This is a genomic window from Alcaligenes faecalis (genome assembly GCF_005311025.1).
Classification (GTDB): domain Bacteria; phylum Pseudomonadota; class Gammaproteobacteria; order Burkholderiales; family Burkholderiaceae_B; genus Alcaligenes; species Alcaligenes phenolicus.
Window position 1 is genome coordinate 2,511,118 of the sequence record NZ_CP031747.1, and the last position, 26,193, is coordinate 2,537,310.

Below are 26,193 nucleotides of genomic sequence, written 5' to 3' on the forward strand. Positions count from 1 at the left end.
ACCTCAGACGCGATCAATAATCTTCTCGCCGAACAGACCTTGTGGTCGGAACAGCAAGAACACCAGGGCCAGCACATAAGCAAACCAGATCTCGATGCCGCCACCTACATAAGGGCCCAGGTAAACCTCGGACACTTTCTCGCCCACACCGATAATCAGGCCACCCACAATAGCGCCGGGCACCGAGGTCAGACCACCCAGAATCACCACCGGCAAGGCGCGCAGCGCTGCGGTCGACAAGGTGAACTGCACCCCGTATTTGGAGCCCCAGATAATGCCGGCAACCAGAGCCACCAAACCGGCTACGGTCCAGACCACCACCCAGATACGGTTCAAGGGAATACCAATGGATTGCGCTGCCTGATGATCGTCCGCCACCGCACGCAGGGCGCGGCCCACGCTGGTGTATTGGAAGAAGATGGCCAGGGCCACAACCAGCAAGGCTGCAACCACGGCCGAGCTCAAGTCTTCCAGGCTGACCAGCACGCCGCCTTCAAACATGGACTCCAGAATGAAAGCCGGATCTTTGGGCATGCCCACATCAATGGAATACACGGAGCTGCCAAACACGATCTGACCCAGACCGTCGAGCAGATAGCTGATACCGATCGTGGCCATCAGCAAGGTTGTGCCTTCCTGATTCACCAGATAGCGCAGCACCCAGCGCTCAATGACGACGGCCAGCACAAACATCAAGATGGCCGAGACAATGAAAGCCAGCACATTGCCCAGGATGCCCGGCTCCATGCCCAGCAACTGCGGAATCCACTGGGACAGACGGGCCATGGCCAGCGCGGCCACCAGCACCATGGCGCCCTGTGCAAAGTTAAAGACACCCGATGCTTTGAAGATCAGCACAAAGCCCAGCGCGACCAGGGCGTACAACATCCCGCTCATCAGGCCGCCCAGCAAAGTTTCAAGAAAAAATGCCATGTCCGTTCCCCTCAATGGCCAGCGCCAAGATAGGCGCGGATGACGTCCGGATTTTGTCGTACTTCGTCCGGTACTCCGTCACCAATTTTCTTGCCATAGTCCAGGACCACCACACGGTCCGAAATATCCATGACCACACCCATATCGTGTTCAATCAAAACAATCGTGGTGCCGTACTCTTCGTTCACATCCAGAATGAAACGGCACATATCCTGCTTTTCTTCGATGTTCATGCCCGCCATGGGCTCATCCAGTAGCAGAATGCTCGGTTGCATCGCCAGTGCCCGCCCCAGGTCAACCCGCTTTTGCAGGCCGTAAGGCAAGCGTCCTACCGGCGTTTTGCGGTAGGCCTGGATTTCCAGAAAGTCGATGATGCCTTCCACATATTCACGGTTGCGAATCTCTTCACGCTCGGCACCGCCCAGTCGGAAAGCCTGGGCAAACACCCCGCTTTTCATGTGCAGATTGCGGCCGGTCATGATGTTGTCCAGCACACTCATGCCCTTGAACAGAGCCAGGTTCTGAAAGGTGCGGGCAATGCCCTGCTCGGCGGTGTGACGCGAGTTCATGCGGGCATAACTCTGGTCACGCAAGACAATCTCGCCTTGTTGTGGTGCATACACGCCATTGATGACGTTCAGCATGGAGCTTTTGCCTGCGCCGTTCGGGCCAATGATGGAGCGGATCTCGTGCTCACGGATGTTGAACGAGATGTCGGTCAGCGCTTTCACACCACCAAAAGACAGCGAAATATTCTTCAAATCCAGTACCACTGGGCCAATGCGACGGCCCGGCATTTGCGCCTCACTCATCATGCGCTCCTTGCTGCTGCGTCTGTCATGCGCTCAATGTGCAGGTCTGCCGAAATGCGACCGCTGCGCCCATCCTCAAACTTCACTTCTGTCTCCACAAACTGCCTGTCCAGGCCATTGAACAGGGCGTCGACCAGAACCTTGTACTTTTGCGCGATAAAGCCGCGACGTACTTTGCGGGTACGGGTCAGTTCATCGTCATCGGGGTCCAGCTCTTTGTGCAGAATCAGGAAGGCGCTGATGCGCGATCCGGCCAGCTTGGGGTCGTTAGCCAGATCAGCATTGACCTGAGCCACACAATCCCGAATCAGGGCATAGACCTCGGGTTTGCCGGCCAGATCGGTGTAACCGGCATAGGGCAGGTTGCGACGTTCGGCCCAGTTACCCACGGCTTCCAGATCAATATTGATAAAGGCACACACTTCCTCCTGACCATCGCCAAAAGCCACGGCTTCCTTGATGAAGGGGAAAAACTTGAGCTTGTTCTCGATGTACTTGGGTGCAAACAAGGAGCCATCGGCCAGTTTGCCCACGTCCTTGGCACGGTCGATGATCTTTAGCTGACCATCGGTGTCCAGATAACCGGCATCACCCGTGTGGTACCAGCCGTCCTCGGTAAAGGACTCGGCGGTGGACTCGGGGTTGCGGTAGTACTCCTTGAACAGGCCGGGGCTGCGCACCTGAATTTCACCGTTATCGGCCACACGAATTTCCACGCCTTTCACAGGTGGGCCTACGGTGTCGGCACGCACATGGCCGTCTTCCTGGACGCAGACGAATACCGAGGTCTCGGTAGCGCCATAGAGCTGCTTCAGGTTGATGCCAATGGAACGGTAAAAGTCGAACAGATCGGGTCCGATGGCTTCACCAGCGGTATAGGCCACACGCACGCGGCTCATGCCCAAGGCATTACGCAAGGGGCCGTAGATCAGGATATTGCCCAGGCCATAGCACAGGCGATCCCACATCCCCACGCCGGGACGCTTGTCCAGAATCTTCACACCCACACGATGCGCCAGAGACATGAAACGCTTGTACAAGGCGCGCTTCAGAGCACCGGCATCTTCCATGCGGATAGTCACTTGCGTGAGCAAGCCTTCCAGCACGCGGGGAGGCGCAAAGTAATAGGTCGGGCCAATATCATGCAGGTCGATGGACACGGTTTCAGGTGACTCAGGGTGATTCACCGTAAAGCCCGTGACCAGGAACTGCGTGTAGGAAAACATGTTCTGCCCGATCCAGGCGGGAGGCAGATAAGCCAGCACTTCCTCGGCATCGGTCAGCGACTCCAGTTCCTGAATGGCCAGGCCACGATCCACCAGAGCGCCGTGAGTCAGCACCACCCCCTTGGGCTTGCCGGTGGTGCCGGAGGTGTAGAACATGGCAGCAGCATGGTCAGGCGTAATAGCCTTCCAGATGTGTCGCACACAGTCCGGATCCCGCGCCAATTGCAGGCGGCCCTGCTCCATGACCTGCTCGATGTATTGCAGCTGCTCTTGCTGATAATTGCGCAGACCGCGTGGGTCGTCATAGATCAGCGCATCCAGATCGGGGCACTGATCCCAGACTTCCAGCAGCTTGTCGACCTGCTCCTGGTCCTCGACCACGGCCACGCGTATGCTGGCATCCAGCAATACGTGCAGCATTTCCTGGGCTACCGCATCCTGATACAAAGGCACGGGCACAGCGCCCAGCATTTGCGCCGCCATCATGGCCAGGTACAGGCGCGGGCGGTTTTCACCGATCACCGCGACGTGCTGACCGTCTTTGACACCCAGCCCGGCCAGGCCCGCAGCCAGTTGCTCGGCCTGTTCGGCCAGCTCCTGCCACGTCCAGGTCTGCCAGATTCCCAGGTCTTTTTCGCGCATGGCAACTTTGTTGCCGCGCACCTGGGCATGGTGTTCTATCCAGGCTGGGAAGGTGCCGGGTAAACCCGCTACCTGCTCTTTATCCATCCGCACAACCATGTCTCCTCCGAATTTTCCCGGCTTGTTATGGTCCAGGAGGCTGCTTATGATTGCGGCAGAAGGCAGATGTTATGCCCTCAAGCTATTTGCAGCCTGTTAATAATCAAGTTATCGGCTGCCCGTCCCGAAGATTGTCACGGACATGACATTCGACCTTTATCGAGGGTTAATCCTCATGCATGTTGTAGATGCTTTATCGGAGCGAGCCGCCTGGTTTCGCTTGTTGACACCCGAGCTGCAAGAGCGTGTCCGCCGCGACACACTGATCACCGCATACGAGGCCGGGGCCATCGTCGAACGCAAGGGAGAACGCGCCACCGCGTGGATTGGCGTGCTCTCGGGTTTGCTCAAAGTGTCGGTAGGAAATTCCGAAGGCAAGATCGCTTCCATGACCGGGGTACCTGCCGGTGGCTGGATAGGCGAAGGCTCCTTGCTGAAAAACGAAGAGCGCAAATACGATGTGGTCGCCTTGCGCGACAGCCAGGTGGCCCGCTTGCCCGTACACAGTTTTAACGATTTGCTGGACCAGAGCATTGCTTTCAACCGCTACCTCCTGCATCAGCTCAATGAACGTGTGGCGCAATTTATCGGCAAGGCGGAATACAACAGCCTGTCTACCCCCGATGCCCGCGTGGCACGCTGTCTGGCAGAGCTGTTCAACCCGCTGCTCTACCCCGGAAAAGGTCTGCGCCTGGACATTACCCAGGAAGAGATCGGCTACCTGGCGCGTGTGTCGCGCCAACGAGCCAACCAGGCCCTGCGCCAACTGGAAAACGAAGGGCTGTTGTTGATCAAGTATGGTGGCGTCCAGGTGCTGGACCTGGACGGCCTGAAACGTTACGGCGATGAATATGCCGCCTGATTATGCGGCCACTGTGGGCCGCATCAAGGTCAATCCATACGGATGCCCGCACGCTCGATAACCGTGGCCCATTCAGCCCGTTCACGCTGGGCGTAAGCCTGGAATTCATCGGGCGTCATGGGCATGGGTTCCACCCCCATCTCGCGAATACGCTGGTCCAGCTCGGGCGTTTTCAGGGCCTGCATCAAGTCCTGGCTCAAGCGTTGACGGGCGCCTTCGTCCATCTTGGGTGGGCCCACCAAACCTTGCCAGGCATAGGCATAGAAGTCGGCAATACCCGCTTCGGCCATGGTTGGCACATCAGGCAACAGACTGCTACGCTCGGGCGTGGCAACCGCCAGCACTCGCAGTTTGCCGGCCTTGATGTTGGATAGCGCTGCGGCGGAATCCACAAAGGACATATCCACCTGGCCGCCCAGCAAATCCTGAATGGCGGGTGCGGCTCCCTTGTAAGGAACGTGCACGATCTTGGTGTCCGTGCGCTGCTTGAACATCTCCAGAGCCAAATGGTGTGGAGAGCCACTGCCAGCGGACGAGGACGTCAGCTTTTCAGGCTGTTTACGCGCTGCTTCCAGCAGATCGGCCACGGTTTTATAGGGCGACTCCTGTGGCACTGCCAGCATCAGGGGGAAGCGGGCCAGACCGCCCACATAGGTGAAGGCAGCCGGGTCGTATTGCAGCTTGCTGTACAAAGAGGAGTTAAAGGCCAGCGTGCCCGAATCAGCCGTGCCTACGGTATAGCCATCGGGCTTGGCATTGCTGACGTAGGTTGCGCCAATAATGGTGGCGGCCCCCGGTTTGTTTTCCACAATCAAGGTCTGGCCCAGGCTGCTTTCCAGCTGCTTGGCGACCAGCCGGGCAATCACATCTGAACCGCCACCTGCGGGATAAGGGACTACCCAGGTGACGGCAGACTGGGGCCAGTCTGCTGCCAAGGCCGTTCCTGTCAGGCTGGCGCTTAGCAACAGCACACCGGCTCCAAAGTTCTTCCAATGCATGATGTCTCCTCCATGCGTGTAGACAGCGCTTTTGGCGCTATTTTTTTTAAGTTTTAAGCATCCCGTCCGGGATGCGCAGAGACATTATGCGCGGACAGGCCTGCACAGGGCATTAGTAACGATGCGGATATCGATTAGCTGTAATCGCGTGCGCCAAACAGGGCCGAACCCACTCGCACTTCAGTGGAACCTTCCTGAATCGCCAGCTCGAAATCCCCGCTCATGCCCATGGACAGGCCTTGCACCTGTTCATGGCCCAACTCCACCAGACGATCGCGCCACTGGCGCAGGCTGGCAAAGCAGGCGCGAACTGCCTGGGGGTCATCGCTATTGACGGCCATGGTCATCAGACCACGGACCTTCAAGGTATCGAGCGAACGCAGGGACTGCATGAAAGCGGGCAGTTCTTCAGGTGCCAAACCAAATTTGCTGGGCTCGGGCGAGGTCTTGACCTGGATCAGCACGTCCAGGCTACGCTGCTCGTGTTGCAGGTGTCGATCCAGGGCCTGAGCCAGGGACAAACGGTCCAAAGACTGTACTTCGCTGGCTAAGCGTGCAATATCTTTGGCCTTATTGCTCTGCAGATGGCCTATCATCACCCACTGCACCGCGCGATCGGCCAGCTCTGCCTGCTTGTCTCGAATCTCCTGAACCTTGTTCTCGCCCATTCGCGACAGGCCCAAATCCAGGGCTTGAGCCAGCACGGGCACAGGAAAGGTTTTGCTTACCGGTAAAAGAGCCACCGCATCAGCAGGGCGGCCGGCCTGCAAGCAAGCCTGTTCGATACGTTGGCGCAATTGCGCCAAGCGACCAGAAAGGGAAGAGTCAGAAGAAGCCATCAATGCACACGCACCCAGATAAAACCATCGCAAACGCTGCAAACACAACAGCGGCCATTTCCGATAGCATAACTGTTGCACACGGCCACCGCTAAGCCCATCCACAGCGTGTTTGCCAGGTTCTGCGTCTGTGCGCAATCACACGTCTTCACTGTGTACTCGTATCCCGTTTCCCCAACCTTATCGAGGAGCTCATGACAGATCGTCCCACCCATGCTTTGCCGTCATACCTGAACGCCGACGACGTCGGCCCGTGGGGTATTTATCTCGAACAAGTGGAGCGAGTCACTCCGTATCTGGGCAAACTGTCCCGATGGGTTGAAACACTCAAGCGCCCCAAGCGCACGCTGATTGTCGACGTACCCATTGAACTGGATAACGGCACCGTGGCCCACTTCGAGGGCTACCGCGTTCAGCACAATACTTCCCGTGGCCCAGGCAAGGGCGGCGTGCGCTACCACCAGGATGTCACCCTGTCCGAAGTGATGGCTCTGGCTGCCTGGATGTCGATCAAATCGGCTGCCGTGAACCTGCCATTTGGCGGTGCCAAGGGCGGTATTCGTATTGACCCGCGCAACCACTCCCAAGCCGAACTGGAGCGCATCACCCGCCGCTACACCAGCGAAATCGGTGTGATTATTGGCCCCAACAAGGACATTCCAGCCCCGGACGTGAACACCAACGCCCAGACCATGGCCTGGATGATGGACACCTACTCCATGAATGTCGGTGGCACCAGCACCGGCGTGGTCACCGGCAAGCCTGTCTCCCTGGGCGGTAGCCTGGGCCGTGTGGAAGCCACTGGCCGCGGCGTGTATACCGTGGGTTGTGAAGCGGCCCGCGACGCCGGTATCGACCTGAATGGCGCCCGCGTCATTGTGCAAGGCTTCGGTAACGTGGGTGGCACCGCTGCCCGCCTGTTCCAGGAAGCCGGTGCCAAGGTGCTGGCCGTACAGGATCACACCGGCACGGTATACAACCCCAACGGTCTGGACGTACTGGCCTTGCTGAACCACATGGAACAGCACAAAGGTCTGGCCGGAGCGCCCAATGCCGAGGCCATTTCCAACGAAGACTTCTGGCATATCGAAACCGATCTGCTGATCCCGGCCGCGCTGGAAGGCCAGATCAACAAGAACAATGCCGACCGCATCCGCGCCCGCATTGTGATCGAAGGCGCCAACGGCCCCACCACCCCGGAAGCCGACGACATCCTGAACGACAAGGGCGTGATCATTGTTCCGGACGTGGTGGCCAACGCCGGTGGCGTGACCGTGTCCTACTTCGAGTGGGTCCAGGACTTCTCCAGCTTCTTCTGGACCGAGGACGAGATCAACAACCGTCTGGAAATGATGATGCGCTCGGCCTACACCACGGTGGCGGCAGTTGCCAAAGAGCACAACGTCACCTTGCGTACCGCTGCCTTTATCGTGGGTTGCGCCCGCATTCTGGAATCTCGTCAGGTACGCGGCCTGTATCCATAAGATCATAAGGCGGCGTACCCGGTTTATGCCGCTTTTTATGAGCAAAATACAGCGCTTGTGCAAAAAAAACAGGGGGAAAGCGGTAGAATCGGGGCATCCAGGATATGACACCCGTATGAAACCCTTACCCCCTTTCTCTTTGACCGCAAGGACGTTGCTGTGAATAACAATGACCTGAACGCGGCGGTCCAGGTACGCGACATCCACAAACGCTTTGGCACCAACGAGGTGCTCAAGGGTATTTCCCTGCAAGCTCACAAGGGCGATGTGCTCTCCATTATTGGAGCTTCCGGCTCGGGCAAGAGTACCCTGCTGCGCTGCATTAACCATCTGGTCGTCCCCGATCAGGGCGAAATCCAGATCGGCAATGACATTTTGCGCAGCCATCGCAATCGCAAGGGCATTTGCCAGACGGACAATCCGCGCCTGCTGGAACAAGTCCGCGCCCGCTTGGGGATGGTGTTTCAGAACTTCAATCTGTGGTCGCACCGCACGGTGCTGCAAAACGTCACCGAAGGCCCCATCCATGTCAAAGGCCGCCCGGCCCGTGAAGCGGCTGAATACGCCCGCGAACTGCTGGGCAAGGTGGGCCTGAGCAACAAATGCGATGCCTACCCGGCCGAACTGTCCGGTGGTCAGCAGCAGCGCGTGGCCATTGCCCGTGCCCTGGCCATGGACCCGGATGTCTTGCTGTTTGACGAACCGACTTCGGCGCTGGACCCGGAAATGGTGGGCGAAGTACTGCGTGTGATTCGTCAGCTGGCCCAGGAAGGCCGCACCATGATCCTGGTCACCCACGAAATGAATTTTGCGCGTGACGTCTCTTCCGAGACCATTTTCATGCACAACGGCCTGATTGAAGAACGTGGCCATCCCAAAGATCTGTTCGATAGGCCACAATCCGAGCGTCTACAGCAGTTTCTACAACCAATGCAGTAAGATCATCGCTTCGTGAATACGACACCGGCTGGAAAACCAGCAGGGCCAATACGGCTCTGACCAGCCTATCCACAAAGGAGAGCCAGACCATGAGTTTCCTCAGCAAGACCCTGATCTGTGCCAGCCTGGCCCTGTTGGGCTCCCAGGCTGCAATGGCAGACACCCTGAAAATCGGTACCGAAGGCGGTTACCCACCATGGAGCATGGTGGACGCAGCCGGTAAAGTCACCGGCTTTGACGCCGACGTGGGCGCTGCCCTGTGCAAGGAGCTGAACAGCGATTGCAAATTCATCGTGCAAGCCTTTGACAGCCTGATTCCTTCGCTGGATGCCAAACGCTTTGACCTGATCATCTCGGGCATGTCCTACACCCCCGAGCGTGCCAAGCGCGTGAATTTCAGTATTCCTTACGCCGTTGAAGACGCCATTTTCGTTCTGCCCAAGAACAGTGAACTGGTCGGTGCCGACAACGAACAAGCTATTTTTGATGGTCTGGCTGGCAAAACCATTGGCGTTCAAGGTGGCACCACTCACGGCGCTTTCCTGTCCAAGAAAGCCCCCAAGACCACCGTCAAGAACTACGAGACCCTGGACCAGATGCAAATCGATCTGGACGCCGGTCGTCTGAACGGCACCTTTGCCGACCTGACCTCCCAGTCCAAATTCCTGCATAAAGTCGGCGAGGACAACTTTGCCCTGTCCAAGCTGGTCATCAAAGGCTCTTCCGACCCTGAAACTCTGGGTTATGGCATTGCCGTCGGTATTCACAAAGACAATGCAGAACTGAAAGCCAAGGTTGACGCTGCCCTGTGCAAGCTGATCGACGATGGCACCGTCAAGACCGCCAGCGAAAAGTGGTTTGACATCGACATCGCCAACTACGAGATCTGCAAGAAATAAGTCGAGAAGTACCACTTGATGCTAGAGACCATTTTTAATGTGCTGCGCGAAGGCTGGGGCTGGATGTTCCTTCGCGGAGCAGCAATGACCTTGCTGATCTCCGTTTTGGGCATGGCCCTGGGCGTAGTCATTGGGATTACAGGAGCCAGCATCAAGACCAACGGGCCACGCTGGCTGCGTGGCCCCGTTAGCCTGTACACCACGGTTGTTCGCAGTATCCCCGAGCTGCTCATCATCTACCTGCTGTTTTTTGGCTCGGTCCAAGTCGTCTCCGATCTGGCCGATTTCATGCGCATGGAAGATGTGATGACGCGCTGGTTCCCCGCACTGGTCGGCATTTTGGCCATTGGCCTGATTGCAGGCTCGTACAGCGTGGAAGTGTTTCGCGGTGCCTTGCAAGCCATTCCCGAAGGCCAGATCGAGGCCGCCAAAGCCATTGGCATGTCCCCCTGGCAGCGCCTGCGCCGCATTATCCTGCCGCAAATGTTCTGGTACGCCCTGCCCGGCGCCAATAACGTCTGGCAAACCGCACTGAAAGACACGGCTCTGATCTCCCTGGTGGGTCTGGTCGAGATCATGCGGGCCGCGACCCTGGGAGCCGCCAACACGCGCGAACCCATGGCCATGTACCTGATTGCAGGCGTGCTTTATTTTCTGATTGGTGCCTGTAGTCAGGCCCTGTTTTTGCTGGCCGAACGCTATACCGGCAAAGGCATGAGAGCCCAGGCATGATTGATCTGGAATTATTCAATACCACCGTCGAAACCCTGTTCAAGGGGTTCGGCATGAGCGTCTATATCGGTCTGTGGGGCATTGTGCTGTCGCTGTTCATCGGCCTGTCACTGGCCCTGATGCGCCAGTCCCATAGCCGCATTTTGCGCAGCTTTGCCTTTAGCTACAGCACGGTATTTCGTGGCACCCCATTGCTGGTGCAGTTGTTCCTGCTGTACTACGGTGTGGGCACCCTGAGTTTTGTAAAGGACTCACCCACGTTGTGGTGGCTGTTCAGCGACGGCATGCGCTGCGCGATTCTGGCCATTGGCCTGAACAGTGGCGCCTACGTCAGTGAAGTCTTCCGGGGCGGTTTTCAGGCTGTGCCAGTGGGCCAGATCGAGGCAGCCAAGTCCATCGGCATGTCCGCCTGGATGCGCTTTCGTCGCGTGGCGTTTCCTTTGGCGATTCGCCAGGCCTTGCCCGCATACAGCAATGAAATTGTGCTGGCCATCAAAGGCACCAGTCTGGCCTCGACCATTGCCGTCATGGACCTGACCGGTCATGCCAAACGCTTGATGAACCAGAACTACGCCATCATCGAGACCTTTGTTATTGCGGGTCTGCTGTACCTGCTGATCAACTTTACCCTGCTATCGGTGGTGCACCTGGTCGAGCGCTGGTTGAAAGTGCGCCGTTAAACCGGCGCCACCCCAGGCTCTCCGCACCCCCTAGCGCAACAACTGGACGCGGAGCACCCTCACATGCCGACTCGCCCCAAACTGGCCCTGGTAGGCACCGGCGGCACCATTGCCGCCACAACCCAATCCAATCTTGGTCTGACGGACTACGACATCACCCAGGGCGTAGAAACGCTATTGCAAGCCGTGCCCGGTATCACCGAGCTGGCCGATCTGGAATGCCATCAGATTTTCAACGTGGACAGCCGGGCCATGGGCTCGCTGATGCTGCTGGAGCTGTCCCACAAGCTCAATGCTCTGCTCGCACGACCGGACATCAACGGCGCGGTCATTACCCACGGCACCGATACGCTGGAAGAAAGCGCTTTTTTCCTGCACCTGACCCTGAAAACCGACAAACCCGTGGTTATGGTGGCGGCGATGCGCCCGGCTTCGGCCTTGAGTGCCGACGGTCCACTGAATCTGTATCAGGCCGTGCAAGTAGCCTGCTCTTCGCTGGCACAGGATCAAGGTGTACTGGTACTGCTGAACGACCAGATACACAGCGCTCGTTTCCTGAGCAAACAACACACCACTCAGACCAGCGCCTTCGGTTCACCCGATGCCGGCCCCTTGGGTCTGGTTGCAGGCGGGCAGCCGCGTTTCATGATGCGTACGCTGCTGCCCCATACGCACAGCAGCCTGTTCGATGTGCGCTCTTTGCACAGTCTGCCTAAAGTGCAGATTTTTTATGATCACCCCGATACTTTGGCCGAACTGTACCGCCACGCAGCACAAAGCGGTGTGCAAGGCATTGTGGTGGCGGCGACTGGCAACGGCAGCCTGACCCCCGGAGCCTTGGAAGGTGTCAGCCGGGCACACCGACTAGGCGTGGTGTGTGTGCGGGCTTCTCGCATCCATGCAGGACCTGTGACAGACAGTGCGTATGACCAGGATCACAACACCATTGCCGCGCATTACTTGCCTGCTCAAAAGGCCCGAATTTTATTAATGCTGTGTCTGGCTGCTCAACTGGAGCACGATGAGATAGAGGCGGCTTTCCGCGACTATTAAGGTTCGGGCTTTCGCCGTTGTCGCTTGGACACGCTGGCTAAGTAACGGCCAGGGGCGGCAAGGCTGGCTGTGGCTGTTCGGCAATAGCGTACTCAAGCGCAATGCCAATAGGCTCAAGCCAATTCCAGCTGCCGCTGACTGCTGAGGCGTCTTTGCTCACCCGTTATGGGGTCCACAAAGGCAATGTGCCGAGCCAGCAACTGCAAGGGCTGGCTGAAATCGTCCGCGTCACGCTCCGGCAAAAGCTCAGGGTAGAACACATCATTGATAATAGGTGCCCCCAGGCTGCTCAAATGCACGCGTAACTGGTGCTTGCGGCCACTTTTGGGACGCAGGCGGTACAAGGCCAGCTCCTGACCCTGCTCATCCTGCCAGTGGCGTTCGCAAATAATCTCGGTGCTGCTGTTGGGCTCGCCCTCAACCTCACACATGACAAACTTGCCGGGCACTTCTTTCATGCAGCTGCTGTACAGCAGCCCATTTGCCAGCTTTTCCTGAAACGGCGCGACCGCTTCATATTCTTTCTCGATCCCGCCCTGCTGAAACAGGGACTGGTAGGCCCCGCGAGCCGCAGGATCACGACAAAACAGCAAGATACCCGCCGTTTCCCTGTCCAGCCTGTGAATGGGGCTGATGCCATCCTCTCCGAAGTCCCGCCGCAGACGAGTCAGCGCGGTTTCGTACAAGTAGCGACCGCCCGGCGTTGTAGCCAGAAAGTGCGGCTTGTCCACAGCAATCAGACGCTCATCCGCGTATAGAACGGGCATATCGAAAGGGACGACCGCTTCGTTTTCCACCATGCGGAAGTACCATAACCAACGATCGGGCTGATAAGGCGAACCAAAATGTTGCGGCACCCCGTCCTGATCCAGAATGTCGCCTCGTGCCAGCCTGTCCAACAGAATCTCGGGGCTGACATGGGGGAAGCGTTCCAGCAAGAACTCCTCCAGCAAGTTCCAGTGCCCGCGCGGGCACCATACTTTGCTGGGGCTGACCCCACCGCGCGAAGGGACAGGCGGCGCACTTGTTGTTGGTGTCATTACAAAAACCAAATAGAAAATGGCCCGCTATTGCAGCGGGCCAGACATCCAGAGCCATCAGTGTACTACCAGCCACCCTCAGGGCGGCTGGCTCGCTCAGCTCTGGACTGCAGCTTGTGGGATGGCATCAAGACGCATCCGCCGGCCTTGCCTTAGCCACAGCCAGAGCAAAATCAGGAACGAGGGAATATAGACCCAAAACTCGGACGGTCGATCCGGATGCGGCACTTTCACCTCCAGAATATCCCAGCCCTGCTCCCACCCGGCTCTAAGCGCTGAACTGCCAAAAGCGACCGATGCCACTTGCGCCGTATCTCCAAAAGCCATCACCGTCAGCCCTGCCTGAGACAAACGCTTGCTGGCCGCTGCCAAGCCGGTCGCCCCATCTCCTTGCGGCAAGCCGGGCAATGATACAGCCACTGTTTTCTGCAAGTCTTTACCCTCCAGATTCATCCCCGCTAGTTGCACCACCAGATTGCCTCCGTCTGGCGTGTTCTGAACAATCTGCATCAACTCTGACGCGGGGCGACTCTGATACTTTTCGCTGATATGGTCCATGAACCAATCGGGTCGGAACAGCATGAACGTCACCAACAAGAGCAAGACTGTCTCCAGCCAGCTTGTTTTGATGCGCAGCCATCCCATGGTTGCCGCTGCAAATGTCAGGGAAGCCACGGTCGCACCCACCACGACCATAATCAACTCCCAGACACTATGTATGCCAATCAACAAGAGCATGGGATTGAAGATGAACATGAAGGGCAGCACGGCTGTACGCATGGCATAGGTCACGCCCTGCACCCCTGTCTTGATCGGGTCCTCCCCTGAAATGGCAGCGGCTGCAAAAGTGGCCAAGCCCACAGGCGGGGTGATGTCCGCCATGATCCCGTAATAAAACACGAACATATGGACGGCAATCAGCGGAATGATCATGCCGCTTTGTGCCCCCAGCTCCACCACTACCGGCGCCATCAAGGTAGCCATCAGAATGTAGTTGGCGGTGGTAGGCATACCCAGGCCCAAAACCAGACACACCGCAGCGGTAAAAAACAGCATGACCAGCACATTGCCCATGGAGACCAGCTCCACAAAGGCTGTCATGCGCAGGCCCAGACCCGTCAAGGTGATAGCACCCACAATCAAGCCGGCCGTCCCGCAAGCAATACCGATGCCCACCATATTGCGGGCACCTTCCTGCAACCCCACCCAGACTTCACTGACGCCTTGGCGCAATGGCTGAGCCGCCGCCTGCTTGCGGAACCAGGCAATGATGGGACGCTGGGTTGCCATCTGGAACAACATGGCCACAACGGCCCAGAAGGCCGACAGGCCCGCGGACATCACTTCTACCGTCAGGCACCAGACCAAAATGCCAATAGGGATCAGAAAATACAAACCGGCTCGCACCGTTGGCCACGGTTCGGGGCGCACCGGTGTGTTGACATTAATATCGGTGGGCAGGTCCTCGTGGTCTGCAGCCACTTTCAGCAAAAACACATACAGAACCAGCAGCAGGAACAACAAAATCCAGATAGCGGCGGCACCGGCTACCGCCTGAACCCCTACGCCTATCCAGTACACCAGTCCCATCACAATCAAGGTGCCCGCCGTACCCATGCCCCAGCCGGCTAGCTTCTGCATGAACGTTCTGGGTTTGCCCGATGCCATCATCGGTTGTATTCCCAGCTTGAGCGCTTCCAGATGCACGATATAAAACAACGCGATATACGAAATGACCGCGGGCAGCAGCGCATGCCGAATGATGTCGGTATAGGGAATGCCAACATACTCAATCATCAGGAAGGCCGCCGCTCCCATGACAGGCGGCATGATCTGGCCATTGACGGAAGACGCCGTTTCAATGGCCCCGGCCCGAATACCGCCGTAACCGGCTTTCTTCATCAAAGGGATCGTAAAAATACCGCCCGTCACCACATTGGCAACGGAGGACGCAGACACAATGCCATTCACCGCCGAGGACACCACGGCAACCTTGGCAGGCCCCCCACGCAAATGCCCCAGCAAGGCAAACGAGACCTGCATCATGTAATTGCCCGCCCCGCAACGATCCAGCAAGGAGCCCAGCAATACAAAAATAAAGATATAAGAAACCGAAACGCCCAGTGCGACCCCATAAACCCCTTCGGTAGTCAGCCACATATGCGAGACCAGGCGCTGCAATGAAGCACCGCGATGAGACAGCGCATCCGGCAACCAGGGGCCGAGAAAAATATAAGCGATAAAGATCAGTGCCAACACGGCCATCGGCGCGCCCAAAGAGCGACGTGTAGCCTCCAGCAACAACACCAGGCCAACACTGGCCACGACCACATCCATTGTGGTCGGGATGCCTGGGCGCATGGCCAGTTCTTTATAGAAAAAGAACAAATATGAGCCGCAAAAAGCAGCGATCAGGGCCAGGACCCAGTCATGAATTGGAATACGGTCCCGAGCCGACTTTTTGCGGGCAGGGAACGCCAGATAGGCCAGAAACATGGCAATGCCCAAATGCAGGGCACGCGCCTCAGTGTCATTGAAAATGCCCATATTCAGGGCAAAGGGCAGCGGGGAAGCGTACCAAAGCTGAAACAAGGACCAGCCTATGGCCGCCAGAAACAAAACCATGCCCGCTGCGCCCGCAACAGTGCGCCCGCCCCTGTCTACGTCTGCAACCAGCTTTTCCAGTTCTGCCGTTTCATCCTGTGTCAGGGCGACGTCCGGCCCCATTTTCTTCTGTTCTTGTTGTGTCATTTGCATATGTCTCCAGGAAAGCCTGGTTTGAAGCGCCGATGCAGCCGGGTCAAACGACCAAGCACCGATCACCTGGGCCAGGCAGCCCAGGAACTCCAAACCAGAAGCAAGACCACTGCCGGTGCGGTGGCACTTGCGACCAGGCCAGCGTAGCCAGCCTGGTCAATATCAGGCCGCCTTACAGCAACCCTTTTTCCTTGAAGTACTTTTCAGCCCCTTTGTGCAAAGGAGCAGACAGGCCGTTCTTGACCATGTCTTCTTTTTTCAGGTTTGCCAATGCAGGATGCAAACGCTTGAAATCATCAAAGTTGTCGAATACGGCTTTGACGACGTTATAAACGGACTCTTCAGGGACATCCTCCGACGTCACAAAAGTCGCTAAAACACCGTAAGTTTGGACATCGTCTGGGTTGTTGGGGTACAGGCCACCCGGAATGACGGCCTTGGCATAGTAAGGATAGGTTTCGACCAGTTTTTCTACAGCAGGCCCCGTCAGAGGAACCAGCTTGGCGCCACAAGATGTGGTCGGGTCCTGAATATTGGCCGAAGGGTGCCCGACTCCATAGATGAACCCATCAATCTTGCCATCACACAGGGCTGGACCATGTTCGTCCGGGCGCAGTTCGGAGGCCAGCGAGAAAAAGCTGTTATCCAGGCCCATTGCCTGCAACAACTGATCCATCGATGCTCGTGTGCCCGAACCCGGATTGCCTACGTTAAACCGTTTGCCCTTGAAGTCGTCAAAGGTACTGATATTGGCTTCTTTGCGCGACAACACCGTAAAGGGTTCGGGATGGATAGAAAACACCGAGCGCAGCTTGGTGTAGGCACCGCCGTCCTTGAACTGCCCTTCGCCGTTATAGGCGTTGTAGCCCACGTCGGACTGCACCACCCCCAGATCCAGTTCGCCCGCCTTGATGGTATTGACGTTAAACACCGAACCGCCGGTAGACTCGACAGAGCATCGCACGCCATCGGTCCCACGGTCTTTATTCACCAACCGGCAAATAGCTCCGCCGGCCGCGTAATACACCCCTGTCACCCCACCCGTTCCAATGCTGACAAATTTTTGCTGGGCACTGGCCGGCAAAGGGCTCAATAACATGGCACATAAAGCGGCTGCTGTGCTTGATGCCAACACCAGTTTCTTACCTGTTTTCTTTGCAGTGTGCTTCATCTTTTGTCTCCCTTGGGGTGGACCCCATTTGAATTGCCGGAATGTCCGGTTTACTTTCTATCGTGGTGCTCAAGGCGGATTGGTGACAGCAACATCACCATCCTGCCAATAAATCTCCTGACGGCGAAATGAGGACTCCAGCTGCGCAAGACGCTCTACCACTGTCTTGCCGCCCTGTGCAGCGATACGAGCCAGCAGATGTTCGGCTACGGTCACAGGCCCTACCAAGGAATGAAAAAAGCTGGCCATGGGCTGCTTGCCCGTATGAGGATCAAACAGCAATACATGCTTGGCACCTTGTGCAATGGGTGACAAGACGCTATCGGTCAGGGCCACCACGGTCGTGCCACGCTCCACCGCAGAGCGAACGCTGTTCACGACGGCCTTCACATACGGAGCCTGGCTGATCACAAGCAGCACGCCACCACTTTCCAGGCCAGTCTCCAGCTCCACCAATACATCTGCGGCACGGTTAAGCAACACCCCGTTGCCACACATCAGTTGATAGGCGTAATGCATCTGGAAGGCGCAGGCAAAGCTGGCGCCCGCTCCTAGAAAGCCAACCTTGGGTGCCGCCAGAATGGCTTTGGCACACGCATCCAGGCTGCCTGCCGGATTAAGCCGAAGGACAGACTCCACCGCTGCCTCCTGCTGCTGGCCCAAGGCCTGGGTCTGCTGTTCGGCAGCGCGACTACCTTGCAAGGATTGAGCCCGCGAAGCCATGGTGTCGTCATTGCGATGCAAGGCTTGTTGAAACGGCGCCCGGAAACGGTCATAGCTGTCATAACCGGCAGCCCGTGCCAAACGCAGCATCGTGGCGGGAGCCACTGACAAGGCCTGAGCTTGCCTGCGCATGGACCAAAGGCTGACCTCAACAGGATGGCGCTCCACCCACTGGGCAGCCCGAAGCAACTCAGGCGTCAATTCTGGCAAAATGCGTTGCAGTCGCAGCAAAGGTTCCATTCGGCTTCCATCGACGTTCTGCTGGAAATAAAACGAATGGTAATCTGAACCGACTAAAAAAAAACAAGTGTTTTCCTAGGGTTTGCCCGCAAACTATCTGGCACGTAACCACTTGTTTGTCGGTGAAATGCGCCCAACCAGCTTCTGCCGTCAACGCTGCCGAGCTAGCGTATATCAAAAAAATCGTAGCGTTTGTCTGTGTAAGAACGCTGGATATCTACCTGCTCGACCTGGGCCTGTTCAGGGCCGATATGCAGCCAGCTAACCATCTGGTCAATCGCATCCGTACTGCCCTGCAACACCAATTCGACCGAGCCGTTGGCCGCGTTACTGACCCAACCTTTGACGCCGTATAGATGAGCATGGCGTAGCGCACTTGCCCGAAACCCCACCCCCTGCACCCGGCCTTTAACACACACTTCTACCGTTTCACAATCCGCCATTAGCCTGCTCCCTGCTATTTGTGCCCGAAATGTGGCAGCATCCGCCCCGCATCTCAATATTCAGTTAAATTAGTCGCATCATTGTTGCATGACCGCACCCGCCCCCGCTTACCTGCTTTGTGCAGCCTCTACCCTATGAATTTGCCCCGCCTTTTTACTCTATCGCTGCGCAGGGCAATGTACGTGCTAGGCATGCTGGCCGCTCTGGGGTTCGTCGCCCCCGCCGCCCATGCTGCACCGCATTCCCAGCAGCATATTGTGCGCGTGGGTATTTACGAAAACCCACCCAAACTGCTGCTGGACAGCCAAGCCAGGCCCGGCGGCATCATGGGCGAACTCCTGCTGGAGATTGCCAAGCGTGAAGGCTGGACTCTGGAAGCCGTGCAATGCGACTGGCAGCAATGCTTAAATGCCCTGCAAAATGACTTGCTGGACATTGTGCCCGGCCTGGCTTATTCCCCTGAGCGCGCCGCCTTGTATAGCTTTCACAGTCGCGCCGTGCTGGAGGACTGGTCCCAGATCTTCACAGGTAAAACCACCCATATCGGTGCACTGAACGACTTGAATGGCAAGCGCATTGCTGTCATGAGCGGAACTCTGCAACTAACCCAGCTCTACAATATTTTGCAAAAACTGGAGCTGGGTTCCAAGCTGGTCATTACTGACTCCCAATACAACGCCCTGAAACTGGTCCAAAGCAAACAGGCCGACGCCGCCGTAGTCGGCCATTTATTTGGAGTGCGCCATGCGGGCGAGCACGGCCTGAAAACCGCCCCCATCCGGCTGGAGCCAACCAACACCTACTTTGTCACGGCCAAGGACCGCCACCTGGACCTGCTGGCCGCCATTGATACCCACATCAAGCAATGGCAAGACAACAACGACCCGTTTTACACAGAAACACTGAACCAATGGGGCCTGCGCCTGATCGAGAAACCGACCAAGCCCTGGATTATCCCCGCCTTGCTGACACTGGGTGTCTTGCTGACCATTGCCCTGTTGACTGTCACCCTGATGCGCATTGGCCTGCGTCGTCAGCGCAAGAAACTGGTCCGTACCGAACACCATCTGCATACGGTACTGGATGCGATTGATGCGTACGTCTACATCAAGGACGATCAGTTTCGTTATCAGTACGCCAACCGCAAGCTGTGCGAAGACCTGAACTACACGACCGTCAGCATTGTGGGCAAAACCGACCAGGATTTGTACGCTAACAAGCAGACTATTAACGAGTTTCGCCATAACGACGAGCAGGTGCTGTACAGCGGTGAACGCCTGGCCGTGGAAGAAGTGGTACGCGACCGGAAAGGCGATATCCGCGCGACATTCTTTTCCATCAAAATGCCGGTCAAAGACCCCGAGACCCGGCAGACCAGTCTGTACTGTATCTCCACGAATATCTCGGCCCTGAAAGCCACGCAGTCAGAGAACTACCGGCTGGCTTTCTATGACCCGCTCACCGAGCTGCCCAACCGCCGCCTGCTGCTGCAGCGTCTGGAACGTCACCTGCAGACCATAGAACCGTACAAACGACCCGGTGCGCTGTACTTCCTGGATCTGGACCGCTTCAAGCACATTAACGATGCACGAGGACACGCGATTGGCGATGCCTTGCTGCGCAAAGTCGCGCGCCGTCTGTCCTTGATGATTGATCCCCAGGACATCGTGGCCCGCCTGGGCGGAGACGAATTCGTCATCCTGAAAATCCTGCATCCGGGCACCGTGCGCGACTGCTACAAAGAAGCACTGGAATTTGCTGAACTGGTACGCACCCGCCTGGAGGAGCCCTACAGCATCGAAGGCCACTCCTATCTGAGCAGCAGCAGTATTGGCCTGGCGCTGATTACCGACAGCACCCTGACCTCTGAGGACCTGATGCGTCAGGCCGACACCGCCATGTATCGCTCCAAGGAGAATGGCCGCAACCAGATCACCTTGTACGAACCTGGCATGCAAGAGGCGCTTGAAGAACACCTGAGCCTACAGCACGACCTGCGATTTGCCATTGGTTCGGATCAGTTGCGCCTGTTTGTCCAATCCCAGTACGACAAGCAAAACCGCATCAGCGGGGCCGAAGTGCTGCTGCGCTGGCTGCACCCGACACGCGGCATGCTGACACCCAACCTTTTTATTCCGCTGGCCGAAAGCACGGACTTGATCACCCCCTTGGGCGACTGGATCATGGCATCCGTCTGTGATCTGCTGCTACAGACCCAGGAATGCAGCTTCCCCATTTCCATCAACGTCAGCCCGATTCAGTTCCGTCGACCCGACTTTGCCCGCCGTACACGCCAGATCCTGGAGACCAGCGGTGCTCCCGCCCACCGCCTGATCTTTGAAATTACCGAAGGCGTGCTGATGGAGGACTTTGCCTCTGCAAACAGCATGATGCGAGAGCTGAAAGACCTGGGCATCCGCTTTTCCATGGACGACTTTGGCACAGGCTACTCTAACCTGGCCGCCATCCGCCGCCTGCCTCTGTACGAGCTGAAAATGGACCGCAGCCTGATTCTGGGCGTACCCATGGAACAGGAAGCCAACGCCATTGTGCGCACCGTTCTGGCGATGGCAAGACAGCTAGGCCTGCATGTCGTGGCCGAGGGCGTGGAAAACGAGCAGCAAAAAGAATTTCTGCTGCGTCGCGGCTGCCATGCACTGCAAGGCTATCTGTTCAGCGCACCGCAATTGGTGGAGCAGTGGCTGGAAGTGATTCAGCAAGACTGCGGACCGGTGGAGCCGCAGTAAGCTCCTGCATCACCCTTCCAACAATCTTGCATTAGTCCCAAAATGGGACTAATATCAGATCATGCGAGTTATAGCCGTCAGCACCCTTCGCCAATTCTGGGAAAAACACCCCGATGCAGAGCAGCCCATCAAAGCATGGGTCGATGAAGCGACTAAGGCGCAATGGACTCAACCCACCGATATCAAGGCTCACTATCGTAGTGCCAGTATCTTGAAGAATCGGCGTGTCGTCTTCAACATCAAAGGCAATAACTACCGCCTGATTGTTGCAGTGGCATTCAAACTAGGCATCGTCTACATAAAATTTGTCGGCACTCACGAGGAGTACGACAAGGTCGACGCCGAAACTATTGAAATGGAGTAAACATGGAAATCCGCCCCGTACACACCGAGGCCGATTACAAGTCGGCTCTGAAAGAAATCTCTCGGCTTATGGAGTCTGACCCAGATCTGGGCACGCCTGATGGCGATCGTCTGGATGTGCTAACCACACTGGTATTGGCCTATGAAGCCAAACACTATCCGATTGATTTGCCAGACCCTGTAGAGGCCATCAAGTTCCGTATGGAACAAGGTGGTTTGACGGCCAAAGACTTGGAGCCGATGATCGGTAAGCGCAATCGCGTCTACGAGGTCCTGAATCGCAAACGTGGCCTGACACTGCCAATGATCTGGCGCTTGCACACCGCCCTTGGTATCCCAGCCGAAAGCTTGATTCGCCCCCAAACACTGATCTAAACACCATCAGGCATCAGCTTCCTTGTTTTGGCCAGGCACCTCATCCTCCGACAAGACCCAATCCAGCCGTTCGTGCTCTATATCCGTATGCAAGGGCTCAATGCCGGGCTGGGTACGTTTGGCTCTGGCCGATAGCTCGGCAAAGCGGCTGACTTTGCCGTACAAGCCTTGCTGGCCGGCCAGTGCAGTCACCGTGCTGTTGTAGTGTTTGCCCGCCTGCCCCAGGGTTTCGCCCAACTTTTTCAGGCGCTCGGCCAGGATGGATACCTGGTTGTAGATATCCCCTGCGCGCTGACTTAATTCATGGGCTTGCTCGTTGCTGCGCACCATCATCCAGATATTGGCTACGGTACGCAAAATAGGCAGCAAGGTTGTGTGCGAGACCATCAGGACGTTCTTGCCCAGGCCGTAGTCAAACAGGCCATGATGCTGCTGCAAAGCCTGCATATAGGCCGCTTCAATGGGCACGTACATGAACACGAAGCCGGGGCTGTTCAAGCCTGCCAAGGCGCTGTAATCCTTGGAGGCCAGATCATCAATATGATTGCGTAGCGCTTGCACATGAGCTTGCAGGCTTTGTTGACGTTCCTCGTCAGTCTCAGCGCGGATAGCACGGTCGTAATCCACCAGGGACACTTTGCAATCGAGCACCAGATGCTTGTCCTGCGGCAGGTGCACCACGAAGTCGGGGTATCGCAAGCGGCCTTGCTCGTCGCGGGCCTGCCATTGTGTGTCGAAGTGGACACCTCGTACCAAACCGGCCACTTCCAGCGTTTTTTCCAGCTGAGTTTCACCCCAGTTGCCAGTAGTCTTTTTGTCGCCCTTCAGCGCCACCGCCAGGGAGTGAGCCTCGGCACTCATGCGCAGACCCATTTCCTGCATGCGCTGCAGCTCCAGACTCAAGGCAGTCTGGCCTTTGACGGATTCATCGTGCACTTGATTCACACGCAGCTGGAAGCCTGCCAATTGCTCCCGGAATGGTCGCAGCATTTCATCCAAAGTGCGCTGACTATCCTGACGCAGGGTCTGTCCTTTAGCCTCCAGAATCTGCTGGGCCAAAGACTCGAACTGCAAACGCATCTGCTCGCGGCTATGCTCCAGGTCCTCTTGTATGGTCTGAGTGCGCATCTCCTGAGCCTGCAACTGGGCATCGCGGCGTATCAGCTCTTTGTCCAGCTCCACTGCCCTATCCTGCGCATCCTGAGTCTGCTCCTGAGCATGGGCCAGATCTTGTTCCAGACGTGTGCAGCGATCTTCCAGTGCCTGCTCGATAGGCGCACTCATGCGCGCCCGCAGCCACAGCCCGATCAGCAAACCCAGCGCCAAGGCGACCAGGGCAATCAGCACATCCAAGCCCCTCAAATCCAGCTCCATCTACCGTACTCCTGCCCAGCACCGCTCGCTCAGGAATGCCCTGGCGGGTCTGTCTGGCTAAGCCTGCTATTTAACCGTATAACGCTGGTAATTTATACACCCTTTTTCAGTCTTCTTCGAAAGAGAGCGGGATGTTTTCATCCAGCCTGCATCCACAGAAAACCTGCAGCCATGCAGTCACATCCAGATAAAACTGGACGCTAAATCCCGTATTTGGGGGACAAATCAGAAACGTCTGCTCGTTAGGATGGGGAGGTCTCTGATTTTTATGTCTTGTCATGAACTGGATCAGCAATGCACGGATCGTGGCGATTTTCTCTGTCGTCTGCCTGCATATCGCCGCCTATGCCGTCCTGAACGCCGAGTTGGGTACTGCAAACTGGTGGAGTGGCAACTTCTACGATGCTGCCACCCGCTGGTGTGTGCCGGTATTCGTCATGGTCAGCGGCGCACTCTTGCTGGAGCCTCGTCCCCAGGAAGGCATGAAGCTGTTTTATCGGAAGCGAGCATCGCGAGTCTTGCTGCCGCTGCTGTTCTGGACCGCTTTCTATCTGGGCTGGACGGCCTTCAAGCAGCATTGGTGGACGCCGGACGCGGACCCCTATCCCTATCTGGAGCGGCTGCTACAGGGTCGGCCTTATTTCCATCTCTGGTTTCTGTACATGATTGTGTTCCTGTACCTGTTCACGCCCTTTTTGCGTCGCATGGTTCAGAACACCAACTTGAAGCAGCTGGCTGCGCTGACCGGAGCGGCCTTTGTGCTGTCCGCCCTTAGCACCCTCAGCAATCCGGACTTGAACACCCACTCTGCGCCCTTCTTTACCTGGTTCCTGTCCTATCTGCCCTATTTCCTGCTCGGTTATCTGCTGCGCAAAGTACCGGTGAATGTGCCCCGCTGGCTGACTATCACGGTGCTGCTGAGCAGTATCGTGGCAACGGCCTGGGGCTTTTATGCACTGGCTATCACGCACGATAGACAAACGGGTGCGTACTTTTATGATTACCTGAGCATCACCGTCATCCCCATGTCCATCGCGCTGATTCTGCTGCTGCGTGACTGGGATCAGCCTTTGATCAACTCGCGTATCAGCGCCCATCTGGCGGAGCTGACCTTGGGGGTGTATTTGATCCACCCCTGGCTGATCGACCTGATGTACCGCTACCTGTTCACGGCACTGGATTTCAATGCGCTGTGGTCGATTCCGGTGCTGGCGGTAGCTATTTATGGGCTATCCCTGTTGCTGACGGCGGGCTTCAAAGCGACGCCGGTTTTGCGGGCAACCGTCTAAAAACAAATACGTCAAAAAAAATGGGCAAGCTTCCAAGGGAAAACTTGCCCATCTCCATCTACTGGTACGCAATCATCGCTACTGATTACTAGCGGCCAGTTACCCAGCGCCAAACGTTCAATACCACGCCCTGCTACCGTAAACCCATGACCGGCCACGGACAATTTGCCACGTACCCATCATCCGCTTCAAGGTCTAAGGACGAAATGGAGCATCATCAATAGGCGAAGCCTCGCCCGTCAGGTGAGCCGCCAGAATCGCCGCGCTGCCGCAAGCCAAGGTGAAGCCCAATGCGCCGTGGCCTGCATTCACCCACAAGCGACCGGCCAGCTTGCTGGCCCCCACAACGGGCTTGCCCGAAGGCGTAGCAGGGCGCAAACCGGCCCAGGTCTGCGCCTGCTCCAGCGGCAGGCCAGGGAATAGATCCTTCACCTGTTGCTTCAAAGTTGCCATACGGGCAGCGGGAATATCCAGGCCATCAAAACCAATATCTACCATCGCTGCCATACGCAGCACTTCACCCAGACGGGCGTACACAATGCGCTGTTCGTAGTCGGTCACGCTGATAGCTGGCACGGCCTGATTCAAGCCTTCCAGAGGCAGGCTCAAGCTATAACCCTTCAAGGGGTAGATCAGGGGACGGCCACCTAGCTGACGCAGCAAAGGCACCGTGCCCATACCGCTGGCCACAACAAACTGATCCGCCTGTATCTCGCCTTCGGCGGTTTGCACCGCACGAATATCACGCCCTTCCATCACGAAGCGCTGCACCGGCGTGTTCAACTTCAACTGGTAGTCGCTGTCGTTTTGCATGCGCTCATGCAAGGCCACGGAAAACAGATAAGCGTCGCCCGCTTCTTCGCTAGGCGTGTAAATCGCACCCTGCAAGCGCGAGCCCAACGCCTGCAAAGAAGGCTCCAGCTCCAGCACTTGGGCCGCTTCCAGCACTTGCTGCGAAGATCCCATATCCGCCTGCAATTGCGCCTGTTCACGCGCATGCTGGAACGGGCCGGGACTGCGGAACACAATCAATTTGCCATTGTTTTGATGGGCAAACTCCAGATTGAAGCGCTCTTGCCAGTCGTGCAGGATATCGCGGCTCAGATAGGACAAGGTCAGCATCTGCGCGGTGGTACGGCGCACCACATCGCCTCGGCAGGCTTTCAGAAAATGCAGCAGCCAGCGCCACTGCTGCGGGCTCAACGCAGGCTTGAAGCGCAGGGGCGAGTCTTTATTCAATAACCAGCGTGGCAAATCCTTGAACACACCGGGATCGGCCAGGGGGGCCACATAGCTGTAGCTCAGTTGTCCGCCGTTGGCAAAGCTGGTCTGTCCGGCTACTTGCGAACCGGCTTCCAGTACCGTGACCTTCACCCCTTTCTGGCGCAACATGAACGCGGTGCTCATCCCAATGACACCGGCGCCGATAATACATACATGCATGGAAATACCCCCAATAACTGGCCTCTATT

The 26,193-nt window shown here is 57.0% G+C and carries 23 protein-coding genes; 11 read left to right on the forward strand and 12 right to left on the reverse strand.

Annotated elements, in window-relative coordinates; translation table 11 throughout:
• Positions 1-3 precede the first annotated feature (3 nt).
• From D0C27_RS11620 to D0C27_RS11630, 3 genes are read right to left on the reverse strand one after another with little or no spacing between them, the layout of a single operon-like run.
• The gene (locus D0C27_RS11620; RefSeq protein WP_009460134.1) at positions 4-933 is read right to left on the reverse strand and encodes a branched-chain amino acid ABC transporter permease; all 930 of its coding nucleotides are present in this window, start codon (positions 931-933) and stop codon (positions 4-6) included.
• An 11-nt stretch (positions 934-944) separates the two neighbouring features.
• Positions 945-1,730, reverse strand: a complete 786-nt coding sequence (locus D0C27_RS11625; RefSeq protein WP_009460135.1) for an ABC transporter ATP-binding protein — start codon at positions 1,728-1,730, stop codon at positions 945-947.
• 14 nt (positions 1,731-1,744) lie between these two features.
• Positions 1,745-3,712, reverse strand: a complete 1,968-nt coding sequence (locus D0C27_RS11630; protein ID WP_137431042.1) for an AMP-dependent synthetase/ligase — start codon at positions 3,710-3,712, stop codon at positions 1,745-1,747.
• Positions 3,713-3,887: 175 nt separating this feature from the next.
• Between D0C27_RS11630 and D0C27_RS11635 the strand changes: the two genes are divergently transcribed.
• A complete protein-coding gene (locus tag D0C27_RS11635; RefSeq protein ID WP_009460136.1) occupies positions 3,888-4,574 on the forward strand; it encodes a Crp/Fnr family transcriptional regulator in 687 nt (228 codons plus the stop codon).
• A 29-nt stretch (positions 4,575-4,603) separates the two neighbouring features.
• On the opposite strand, the gene D0C27_RS11640 is transcribed toward D0C27_RS11635, so the two are convergent.
• Both D0C27_RS11640 and D0C27_RS11645 read right to left on the reverse strand, forming a co-directional pair.
• On the reverse strand, positions 4,604-5,572 hold the full coding sequence (locus D0C27_RS11640) for a Bug family tripartite tricarboxylate transporter substrate binding protein (RefSeq protein ID WP_009460137.1): 969 nt from the start codon (positions 5,570-5,572) through the stop codon (positions 4,604-4,606).
• Between the two features lie 134 nt (positions 5,573-5,706).
• On the reverse strand, positions 5,707-6,411 hold the full coding sequence (locus D0C27_RS11645; protein WP_170978573.1) for a YggS family pyridoxal phosphate-dependent enzyme: 705 nt from the start codon (positions 6,409-6,411) through the stop codon (positions 5,707-5,709).
• Positions 6,412-6,605: 194 nt separating this feature from the next.
• Between D0C27_RS11645 and D0C27_RS11650 the strand changes: the two genes are divergently transcribed.
• The 6 genes from D0C27_RS11650 to D0C27_RS11675 all read left to right on the forward strand — a co-directional run bounded on the left by D0C27_RS11650 (position 6,606) and on the right by D0C27_RS11675 (position 12,198).
• Positions 6,606-7,895 carry a Glu/Leu/Phe/Val family dehydrogenase gene (locus D0C27_RS11650; protein WP_035268560.1) on the forward strand — a complete coding sequence of 430 codons (1,290 nt, stop codon included), beginning with the start codon at positions 6,606-6,608 and terminating at the stop codon, positions 7,893-7,895.
• A 159-nt stretch (positions 7,896-8,054) separates the two neighbouring features.
• The gene (locus D0C27_RS11655) at positions 8,055-8,834 is read left to right on the forward strand and encodes an ABC transporter ATP-binding protein (RefSeq protein ID WP_009460150.1); all 780 of its coding nucleotides are present in this window, start codon (positions 8,055-8,057) and stop codon (positions 8,832-8,834) included.
• Between the two features lie 89 nt (positions 8,835-8,923).
• Positions 8,924-9,733 (forward strand): transporter substrate-binding domain-containing protein, encoded by an 810-nt coding sequence (locus D0C27_RS11660; protein ID WP_009460151.1) that lies wholly within the window; start codon positions 8,924-8,926, stop codon positions 9,731-9,733.
• An 18-nt stretch (positions 9,734-9,751) separates the two neighbouring features.
• Positions 9,752-10,465 (forward strand): ABC transporter permease, encoded by a 714-nt coding sequence (locus D0C27_RS11665; protein WP_009460152.1) that lies wholly within the window; start codon positions 9,752-9,754, stop codon positions 10,463-10,465.
• Positions 10,462-11,145 (forward strand): ABC transporter permease, encoded by a 684-nt coding sequence (locus tag D0C27_RS11670; RefSeq protein WP_021447100.1) that lies wholly within the window; start codon positions 10,462-10,464, stop codon positions 11,143-11,145. The genes D0C27_RS11665 and D0C27_RS11670 overlap by 4 nt, the downstream gene beginning before the upstream one ends.
• Before the next feature lie 63 nt (positions 11,146-11,208).
• Positions 11,209-12,198 carry an asparaginase gene (locus tag D0C27_RS11675; protein ID WP_009460155.1) on the forward strand — a complete coding sequence of 330 codons (990 nt, stop codon included), beginning with the start codon at positions 11,209-11,211 and terminating at the stop codon, positions 12,196-12,198.
• Positions 12,199-12,311: 113 nt separating this feature from the next.
• Here the strand turns inward: D0C27_RS11675 and D0C27_RS11680 are convergent, their stop codons facing one another.
• The 5 genes from D0C27_RS11680 to D0C27_RS11700 all read right to left on the reverse strand — a co-directional run bounded on the left by D0C27_RS11680 (position 12,312) and on the right by D0C27_RS11700 (position 18,572).
• Positions 12,312-13,238 (reverse strand): pseudouridine synthase, encoded by a 927-nt coding sequence (locus tag D0C27_RS11680; RefSeq protein ID WP_137431044.1) that lies wholly within the window; start codon positions 13,236-13,238, stop codon positions 12,312-12,314.
• Between the two features lie 96 nt (positions 13,239-13,334).
• On the reverse strand, positions 13,335-15,965 hold the full coding sequence (locus D0C27_RS11685; RefSeq protein WP_137431614.1) for a TRAP transporter permease: 2,631 nt from the start codon (positions 15,963-15,965) through the stop codon (positions 13,335-13,337).
• A gap of 202 nt (positions 15,966-16,167) precedes the next feature.
• Positions 16,168-17,166, reverse strand: coding sequence for a TAXI family TRAP transporter solute-binding subunit (locus D0C27_RS11690; protein WP_009460158.1), 999 nt, complete (start codon positions 17,164-17,166; stop codon positions 16,168-16,170).
• A gap of 69 nt (positions 17,167-17,235) precedes the next feature.
• Positions 17,236-18,129 carry a MurR/RpiR family transcriptional regulator gene (locus D0C27_RS11695; protein WP_026483806.1) on the reverse strand — a complete coding sequence of 298 codons (894 nt, stop codon included), beginning with the start codon at positions 18,127-18,129 and terminating at the stop codon, positions 17,236-17,238.
• 164 nt (positions 18,130-18,293) lie between these two features.
• Positions 18,294-18,572: an acylphosphatase gene (locus tag D0C27_RS11700; protein ID WP_009460160.1), complete on the reverse strand. Its 279-nt coding sequence runs from the start codon at positions 18,570-18,572 to the stop codon at positions 18,294-18,296.
• Between the two features lie 177 nt (positions 18,573-18,749).
• On the opposite strand from D0C27_RS11700, the gene D0C27_RS11705 reads away from it, so the two are divergent.
• The 3 genes from D0C27_RS11705 (at position 18,750) to D0C27_RS11715 (ending at position 22,058) form a co-directional block, all read left to right on the forward strand.
• On the forward strand, positions 18,750-21,320 hold the full coding sequence (locus tag D0C27_RS11705) for an EAL domain-containing protein (protein WP_137431045.1): 2,571 nt from the start codon (positions 18,750-18,752) through the stop codon (positions 21,318-21,320).
• Between the two features lie 61 nt (positions 21,321-21,381).
• Positions 21,382-21,684, forward strand: coding sequence for a type II toxin-antitoxin system HigB family toxin (locus D0C27_RS11710; RefSeq protein WP_009460162.1), 303 nt, complete (start codon positions 21,382-21,384; stop codon positions 21,682-21,684).
• Positions 21,685-21,686: 2 nt separating this feature from the next.
• Positions 21,687-22,058 (forward strand): helix-turn-helix domain-containing protein, encoded by a 372-nt coding sequence (locus D0C27_RS11715; protein ID WP_060186538.1) that lies wholly within the window; start codon positions 21,687-21,689, stop codon positions 22,056-22,058.
• 6 nt (positions 22,059-22,064) lie between these two features.
• Here the strand turns inward: D0C27_RS11715 and D0C27_RS11720 are convergent, their stop codons facing one another.
• Entirely contained in the window at positions 22,065-23,432 is a 1,368-nt protein-coding gene (locus tag D0C27_RS11720; RefSeq protein ID WP_137431046.1) for a DNA recombination protein RmuC, read from the reverse strand.
• A 278-nt stretch (positions 23,433-23,710) separates the two neighbouring features.
• Here D0C27_RS11720 and D0C27_RS11725 point away from each other — a divergent pair, with 278 nt between their 5' ends.
• Positions 23,711-24,721, forward strand: a complete 1,011-nt coding sequence (locus D0C27_RS11725; protein WP_137431047.1) for an acyltransferase — start codon at positions 23,711-23,713, stop codon at positions 24,719-24,721.
• A 195-nt stretch (positions 24,722-24,916) separates the two neighbouring features.
• Here the strand turns inward: D0C27_RS11725 and D0C27_RS11730 are convergent, their stop codons facing one another.
• Complete coding sequence (locus D0C27_RS11730; protein WP_083055250.1) at positions 24,917-26,164, reverse strand: D-amino acid dehydrogenase; 1,248 nt, start codon at positions 26,162-26,164, stop codon at positions 24,917-24,919.
• Positions 26,165-26,193 lie beyond the last annotated feature (29 nt).

What these genes read in the sequence shown, in the direction of transcription:
- D0C27_RS11680 (WP_137431044.1), bottom strand. Translation starts at nt 13,238, where the DNA reads ATGACACCAACAACAAGTGCGCCGCCTGTCCCTTCGCGCGGTGGGGTC.
- D0C27_RS11725 (WP_137431047.1), top strand. Translation starts at nt 23,711, where the DNA reads ATGAACTGGATCAGCAATGCACGGATCGTGGCGATTTTCTCTGTCGTC.
- D0C27_RS11695 (WP_026483806.1), bottom strand. Translation starts at nt 18,129, where the DNA reads ATGGAACCTTTGCTGCGACTGCAACGCATTTTGCCAGAATTGACGCCT.
- D0C27_RS11730 (WP_083055250.1), bottom strand. Translation starts at nt 26,164, where the DNA reads ATGCATGTATGTATTATCGGCGCCGGTGTCATTGGGATGAGCACCGCG.
- D0C27_RS11630 (WP_137431042.1), bottom strand. Translation starts at nt 3,712, where the DNA reads ATGGTTGTGCGGATGGATAAAGAGCAGGTAGCGGGTTTACCCGGCACC.
- D0C27_RS11720 (WP_137431046.1), bottom strand. Translation starts at nt 23,432, where the DNA reads ATGGAGCTGGATTTGAGGGGCTTGGATGTGCTGATTGCCCTGGTCGCC.
- D0C27_RS11635 (WP_009460136.1), top strand. Translation starts at nt 3,888, where the DNA reads ATGCATGTTGTAGATGCTTTATCGGAGCGAGCCGCCTGGTTTCGCTTG.
- D0C27_RS11670 (WP_021447100.1), top strand. Translation starts at nt 10,462, where the DNA reads ATGATTGATCTGGAATTATTCAATACCACCGTCGAAACCCTGTTCAAG.
- D0C27_RS11675 (WP_009460155.1), top strand. Translation starts at nt 11,209, where the DNA reads ATGCCGACTCGCCCCAAACTGGCCCTGGTAGGCACCGGCGGCACCATT.
- D0C27_RS11690 (WP_009460158.1), bottom strand. Translation starts at nt 17,166, where the DNA reads ATGAAGCACACTGCAAAGAAAACAGGTAAGAAACTGGTGTTGGCATCA.
- D0C27_RS11685 (WP_137431614.1), bottom strand. Translation starts at nt 15,965, where the DNA reads ATGGGGCCGGACGTCGCCCTGACACAGGATGAAACGGCAGAACTGGAA.
- D0C27_RS11710 (WP_009460162.1), top strand. Translation starts at nt 21,382, where the DNA reads ATGCGAGTTATAGCCGTCAGCACCCTTCGCCAATTCTGGGAAAAACAC.
- D0C27_RS11625 (WP_009460135.1), bottom strand. Translation starts at nt 1,730, where the DNA reads ATGCCGGGCCGTCGCATTGGCCCAGTGGTACTGGATTTGAAGAATATT.
- D0C27_RS11665 (WP_009460152.1), top strand. Translation starts at nt 9,752, where the DNA reads ATGCTAGAGACCATTTTTAATGTGCTGCGCGAAGGCTGGGGCTGGATG.
- D0C27_RS11620 (WP_009460134.1), bottom strand. Translation starts at nt 933, where the DNA reads ATGGCATTTTTTCTTGAAACTTTGCTGGGCGGCCTGATGAGCGGGATG.
- D0C27_RS11705 (WP_137431045.1), top strand. Translation starts at nt 18,750, where the DNA reads ATGTACGTGCTAGGCATGCTGGCCGCTCTGGGGTTCGTCGCCCCCGCC.
- D0C27_RS11645 (WP_170978573.1), bottom strand. Translation starts at nt 6,411, where the DNA reads ATGGCTTCTTCTGACTCTTCCCTTTCTGGTCGCTTGGCGCAATTGCGC.
- D0C27_RS11700 (WP_009460160.1), bottom strand. Translation starts at nt 18,572, where the DNA reads ATGGCGGATTGTGAAACGGTAGAAGTGTGTGTTAAAGGCCGGGTGCAG.
- D0C27_RS11660 (WP_009460151.1), top strand. Translation starts at nt 8,924, where the DNA reads ATGAGTTTCCTCAGCAAGACCCTGATCTGTGCCAGCCTGGCCCTGTTG.
- D0C27_RS11650 (WP_035268560.1), top strand. Translation starts at nt 6,606, where the DNA reads ATGACAGATCGTCCCACCCATGCTTTGCCGTCATACCTGAACGCCGAC.
- D0C27_RS11715 (WP_060186538.1), top strand. Translation starts at nt 21,687, where the DNA reads ATGGAAATCCGCCCCGTACACACCGAGGCCGATTACAAGTCGGCTCTG.
- D0C27_RS11640 (WP_009460137.1), bottom strand. Translation starts at nt 5,572, where the DNA reads ATGCATTGGAAGAACTTTGGAGCCGGTGTGCTGTTGCTAAGCGCCAGC.